The organism is Mesorhizobium sp. WSM3626, from assembly GCF_000513935.1.
Lineage (GTDB): Bacteria > Pseudomonadota > Alphaproteobacteria > Rhizobiales > Rhizobiaceae > Mesorhizobium > Mesorhizobium salmacidum.
This window is the reverse complement of the sequence record NZ_AZUY01000089.1, coordinates 1-5701: the sequence shown is the minus strand read 5'-3', so window position 1 is coordinate 5701 and position 5701 is coordinate 1. Positions and strand designations below refer to the sequence as shown.

The 5701-nt window shown below is 63.7% G+C and carries 7 protein-coding genes; 2 read left to right on the top strand and 5 right to left on the bottom strand.

Features of this window, described 5'->3' with window-relative positions:
• Positions 1-376: 376 nt before the first annotated feature.
• Entirely contained in the window at positions 377-1660 is a 1284-nt protein-coding gene (locus M653_RS0130880) for an MFS transporter (protein ID WP_027146753.1), read from the bottom strand.
• A gap of 73 nt (positions 1661-1733) precedes the next feature.
• Here M653_RS0130880 and M653_RS0130875 point away from each other — a divergent pair, with 73 nt between their 5' ends.
• A complete protein-coding gene (locus tag M653_RS0130875; protein WP_027146752.1) occupies positions 1734-2351 on the top strand; it encodes a TetR/AcrR family transcriptional regulator in 618 nt (205 codons plus the stop codon).
• 44 nt (positions 2352-2395) lie between these two features.
• A complete protein-coding gene (locus M653_RS0130870; protein WP_027146751.1) occupies positions 2396-2989 on the top strand; it encodes a hypothetical protein in 594 nt (197 codons plus the stop codon).
• A 54-nt stretch (positions 2990-3043) separates the two neighbouring features.
• Here the strand turns inward: M653_RS0130870 and ppa are convergent, their stop codons facing one another.
• The 4 genes from ppa to M653_RS0130850 all read right to left on the bottom strand — a co-directional run.
• Positions 3044-3577, bottom strand: a complete 534-nt coding sequence (ppa, locus tag M653_RS0130865; protein WP_027146750.1) for an inorganic diphosphatase — start codon at positions 3575-3577, stop codon at positions 3044-3046.
• A 188-nt stretch (positions 3578-3765) separates the two neighbouring features.
• Positions 3766-4272 carry a GNAT family N-acetyltransferase gene (locus tag M653_RS0130860; RefSeq protein ID WP_027146749.1) on the bottom strand — a complete coding sequence of 169 codons (507 nt, stop codon included), beginning with the start codon at positions 4270-4272 and terminating at the stop codon, positions 3766-3768.
• A 144-nt stretch (positions 4273-4416) separates the two neighbouring features.
• Complete coding sequence (locus M653_RS0130855; protein WP_027146748.1) at positions 4417-5055, bottom strand: TPM domain-containing protein; 639 nt, start codon at positions 5053-5055, stop codon at positions 4417-4419.
• 9 nt (positions 5056-5064) lie between these two features.
• Positions 5065-5701 (bottom strand): YgcG family protein (locus M653_RS0130850; RefSeq protein ID WP_027146747.1); only part of this gene is annotated, 637 nt, incomplete at its 5' end.

Here is a 5701-nt window from a genome sequence, read left to right as displayed (position 1 = left end):
CGGCGCCACCTATCCAGCGCCTGTGGTGCCGTGAGAGCATTAAGAGTTCGGTGCCGAGCGCACGCTCGACACTGAAGGCCGGAACTTGCAAGCAGAGGAGAAGATGGTGTGACCGGTCGAACCGGGACGAGCGAGACACTCCGAGGTGCTCACTGGCAGTCAATGTCGTGTACGTGTTTGGAACTCGCTATCCGTGAAGCCCATCTAGGCCAGCGCTCACATATCCGCGCGCAAAAGGCCGGACATATGAGCGCAAGCGATCCGATCAAATCATCTTCAGCCAAAACCTTGCAAGCAGGGGGCCGTCCACATATGAGCACCGGAAGCGCAGGAAGCCGCCGTTTGCAGGCCGGCCTCACCTGAATATCGACGCGCCTCAAGCGGCCTGCGGTTCCGGATCGAAGGCCGGTCGGCTGGTGTTGATCAGGAGCGAAATACAGGCCGCCGCGATTGCCGTCATGCCGGCAATCAGGAACGCCAGTTCGTAATTGCCCTGCAGCTCACGCATGGTGCCGCCGAAGGCGGCTGCGGTGGCGGCACCCACCTGGTGGCCGGCGACGATCCAGCCGAACACGATCGGCCCGCTGCGGTCGCCGAAGGCTTCGTTGGCCAGCCGCAGCGTCGGCGGCACTGTGGCGATCCAGTCGAGGCCGTAGAGCACGGCGAAGATGATCAGGCTGGTCGCCGAGAACCCGGAATAGGGCAGGTAAATCAGCGACAGGCCACGGATGGCATAGTAGACGCCGAGCAGCTTGCGCGGGTCGAAACGGTCGGTGAGCCAGCCGGACAGCGTGGTGCCGATCAGGTCGAAAATGCCCATCATCGACAGCAGGCCGGCGGCCTGCACCTCGCCAATGCCCATGTCGCCGCAGAACGCGATCAGATGCGTGCCAACCAGCCCGTTGGTGGTGAAGCCGCAGACGAAGAAGGTGGCGAACAGGTACCAGAACACCCGCGTGCCAGCGGCGCGGCGCAACGTGTTGAGCGTATGCGCCAGGAAATTGCCTTGTGCCGCGGGCGAAGTCGGCGGAACGTCATCCGCCTCGGCGCCATAGCGCACCATGCCGATCGAGGCCGGGCGCTCCGGCACCAGCAGCCAGACCAGGGGGATCAACGCAGCGGTAGCGATCGCGACGGCGACGGCAACGGGCTGCCAGCCGCCGGCTTGCGCCAGCGAGGCGATCAGCGGCAGGAAGACCAGCATGCCGGTGGCGCTGGAGGCCGACATCAGCCCCATGACAAGGCCGCGATTGGTCTTGAACCAGCGGTTGACGATGGTGGCGCCGAGCACGCTAGCGACGGCGCCGGATCCGATACCGGAAAAAACGCCCCAGGTGATGAACAGATGCCAGGGCTTGGTCATCAGCAGGCTGAGCGTGGTCGAACCTGACATGATCACCAGCGATGCAAGCAGCGTGCGGCGCAGCCCGATGCGCTCCATCAGTGCTGCTGCGAACGGACCAGTCAGCCCGTAGAGCAGGATGCCGACGCCCGCGGCCAGCGAAATGACGTCGCGTCGCCAGCCGAAACTGTTTTCCAGCGGCAGCATCATGACGGACGGCGCCGAGCGCAGGCCGGCGGCAATCAGCAGGCAGAGGAAGATGACGCCAACCACGACGAAAGCGTAGCGCTGGCCAAATGGACGGGATTGAGCTATCATGTTACTGACCGGTACGTTGCAAGATGGGAGCATGTATCGTACCGATCGGTAACATTGTCAATCGAGTCCCATGATGCCAAGCGACAAAAATATTGAACTGACCATCAGAGACGGTCATGAATCCGCGCCACCCAAGGCCGCCAAGAAGATCCTCGACGTGGCCTATGACCTGTTCTACCGGCGAGGTATCAGGGCGATCGGCGTCGACGAGATCGTCAAGCGCGCCGGCGTCACCAAGCCCAGCCTCTATCGCAGCTTTCCTTCCAAGGACGAGCTGGCCGCCTCCTACCTCAGGCAATACGACCTTGAATACTGGGAGCGTTTCGATGAAGCCGTTGCCGCCTATCCCGGCGACCCGCGCGCGCAGATCAAGGCTTTCCTGACCCGGATCGGCAAGCGAACGCAAGTGGCGGACTATCGCGGCTGCGGCATGACCAATGCGGCGGTCGAATATCCCGACCACAGCCATCCGGCCCGCGTCGTCAGTGAGGCCAACAAGCAGGAATTGCGCCACCGGCTGCGCGCCATGGCGGCTGCGATGGGCGCGCAAGACCCTGACACGCTGGGCGACGGGCTGCTGCTCCTGATCGAAGGCGCCTATATCAGCGGCCAGCTGTTCGGCCTCGGCGGACCGGCGCAGTCGGTTGCCCGCAACGCCGACCTGCTGATCGAAGCGAGCTTGAAGAAATAGCCATTAGCGATACGCTGGGACGACCTCCAACGGAGATCTCCGCGATGCGCAGCCTGTTGATCCCGCTCACCTTCGCCGGCCTTTGCCAGGCGGCACAAGCCGGCGAGATATCCAGCGCCTACACCGACCTCGACTGGAAGAAGGACTGCGTGACCTATGCGCAGGCCGAGCAGGGCGACGGCGACTGGGCCGACCTCGCCTGCTCCGGCTATCGCGGCTATTCCGTGCTGATCGGATATGACGACGCCCGCGAATCGCTGTTCTACGGTTTTCCGTCCGGCGGCGACATGACGTCCGCCTGGGAAAGTTTTTCGGCCTTGAATTCGTCCGGGGCCAAGGTCGAGTGGCGCATCGAAACCAATGGCGACAAAGCCGTGCCATTCGCGGTCATCCACCGCCGCTCGATCAGCGATCCTGAGGACGAGACCAAGAAGACCGAGGTGCTGCTCGTCGCCAAGGTCGCCCAGATGGACGCCCGTGACGGCTGCACCGTCGGCCTGGTGCTCGCCACCGGCAACCCCACCGCCAACGACCAGGCACGCAAGATCGCCGACGAGAAGGCGAAGGGCTTCGCCTGTGGCAAGGACAAGCGCGTGGTGGTCGGCAACGTGCCGGCTTTCGGCCGGGTCGATAACTGAGGACGTCGCCGAAGCGCCGCTTCGCGGCTGCTCCGCCTGGCATGACGAAGTCGGCTACTTGCTCGCCTTCGCCCGGTCGATCGCGTCCATGATCATCTTCTTGGCGTATTTGGCATCGTGCCAGCCCTCGATCTTGACCCATTTGCCGGGCTCGAGATCCTTGTAGTGCTCGAAGAAGTGCTGCACCTGCTGGCGCGTGATGTCGGGCAGCTGCGTGTATTCGGTGACGTTCTCGTAGCGCAGCGTCAGCTTCGGCGACGGCACCGCGATGATCTTCTCGTCCTGGCCGGCATTGTCTTCCATGATCAGCACGCCGATCGGCCGCACGTTGATGACGCAGCCCGGCACCAAAGCGCGCGTGTTGCAGACCAGCACGTCGATCGGGTCGCCGTCGCCCGACAGCGTGTGCGGCACGAACCCGTAATTGCCGGGATAGCGCATCGAGGTGTGCAGGAAGCGGTCGACGAACAGCGTGCCGGCCTCCTTGTCCATCTCGTACTTGATCGGCTCGCCGCCAATCGGCACCTCGATGATGACGTTGACGTCGTCAGGCGGATTCTTTCCGGTGGCTATGGCTTCGATGCGCATGGCTTTTGTCCCTCTCTCGATTGGCAGGAGATAGCGGGCGGCGCAAAATGGTGCAATGCGGCGAATGGTGCTTAGATGCATCCGGAAAGACGCGATGGCGTTCTACGCGTTCAATCATCGGCACAAGATGTTTCAGCGCCGTGATTTTGGGTTAGTCGGGGACTCCGCCTTCCGAATATCCCCGGCGGTCACTCCCAGACGAAGGCGACCTTCTTGAGCGCCTTCTGCTCGAAAATCTCGACGCCTTCGGCGATGTCGCGGCCGCCGGCCCCGGCATAGAAGGCAAGTGCGTTCTGGTTGTCTTCCAGCGCCCACACCACCATGCCTTTCAGCCCATGGTCGGCGAGACGTGCCCTGGCCGCCGAAAACAGGCGCCTGCCGAGCCCGATGCCCTGGTATTCAGGGCGCAGGTATAATTCGTAGATCTCGCCCTGCTGCTTGAGTTCCTTGGCGCGGTTCTTGCCGATCGTCGCATAGCCGGCGATCTTGCCACCGATCTCGACGACCAGCACGGTGGCGGCGCGGCGGATGGCATTGGCCCACCAGTCGGCGCCACGGCGGTTGATCATCGATGTCAGCGTGCGGTGCGGAATGATGCCGGAATAGGCGCCCCGCCAAGCTTCCAGATGCACCTCGGCAATGGCGCCGGCATCGCGCGGGTCTGCCTTCCGGATGTCGATCGTCAGCGTATTCATGATTTGTTAACCATAAACCCGCATTGCCCGATTGCAAGAGTCCGGGCGGCCGATGGTGCGCTTTCGCACAGACGATCCATGACGCTGGTGACATCCAGCAAAGCCTGTCAGGAATCCGGCTGAGGAGCGTTTGCGGGCGAGCTTTCAGATCTCGACTAGATGGTCGTCCAGCTCGTTGGTATCGCCTTGCGTGACCGGGAAGTGCTCGGCCAGCACCGCCCCCACCTGCTCGATCGCCGTGACGAAGCCGTCGGCGAGCCGGTCGTCGCCGGCATGCGCGGTGAGATCACGCACCACTCCGTCCCACAAATGCTGGCCGACTTTGGCGTCGATGCCTGAATCGGCGACCACCTCGGCATAGCGTTCGGCGATCGAGACGAAGATCAGCACGCCGGTGCGCGCCCTGGTGCGGTGGACGTTGCGGGCGAGGAACTGCTTGACCGCATTGGCGTGTGCGGCCTGATAGCGCAGCCGACGCGGCACCATATGGATGCGCAGGCCGGGCAGCGTCCACAGCAGGGCGAGCACGCAGGCCAGCGCCAGCAACTCAGCTATGACAAAATGCGGCAGGCGGATGGTGAGCCACCAGGCCTCCAGCCCATAGGCGACCACGAGGCTGACGACCAGCATGCCGAGCGTCGCCATCAAGGCCGCAGGGGCGAAATAGCCATCGCTGGCATGCGCCACGACGCAATAGATTTCGCCGTCGGTCCTGGATTCCGCCGACCGGATCGCAGCGGCGATCCGCTCATGATCCTGTGGGCTGATCGGTCGTGTTGCCATGATCTTGTCTCACCAGCTTCCTGAAGAACCGCCACCGCCGGACGAGCCGCCGCCACCCGAAAACCCGCCGCCGCCGCTGCTTGACCCCGAAGACCACCCGCCGCCGGAACTGCCCGAGGACCAGCCGCCGCCCGACCCCGTCGTCCAATCGCTGATGCGCGTGGATCCGCCCGCTCCCTGGCCATAACGAAACGTCATGCCCAGCCATCTATACACGCCCGGCGACAGCTTCGTGCCGAACATCGGCGGCAGGAATGCCATTGCCAGGCCGCCGAAGAACATCGTCGCCCACAGGATCAGGAACACGGCGACGACCGGGTCCATGGGAGTGCTGCTGTCGGCGGGATTGCGCTTGCCGCGCGCCTCCAGCTCCTCCGGATTGCCCTCCAGCACCATGATCATGTCGTCGACGGCCTTGGAGATGCCGCCGGAGAAATCGCCGGCGCGGAAGGCCGGCACCATGTCGTTCTCGATGACCAGCTTGGTGTGCAGGTCGGTCAGCGTGCCTTCCAGCCCATAGCCGACCTCGATGCGCATCTTGCGGTCGTTGGGCGCGACCAGAAGCAGAACGCCGTTGTTCTCCTTGGCCTGGCCGAGCTTCCAGAAGCGGAACAGCCGGTTGGCGTAGGGTTCGATCTCCTCGCCG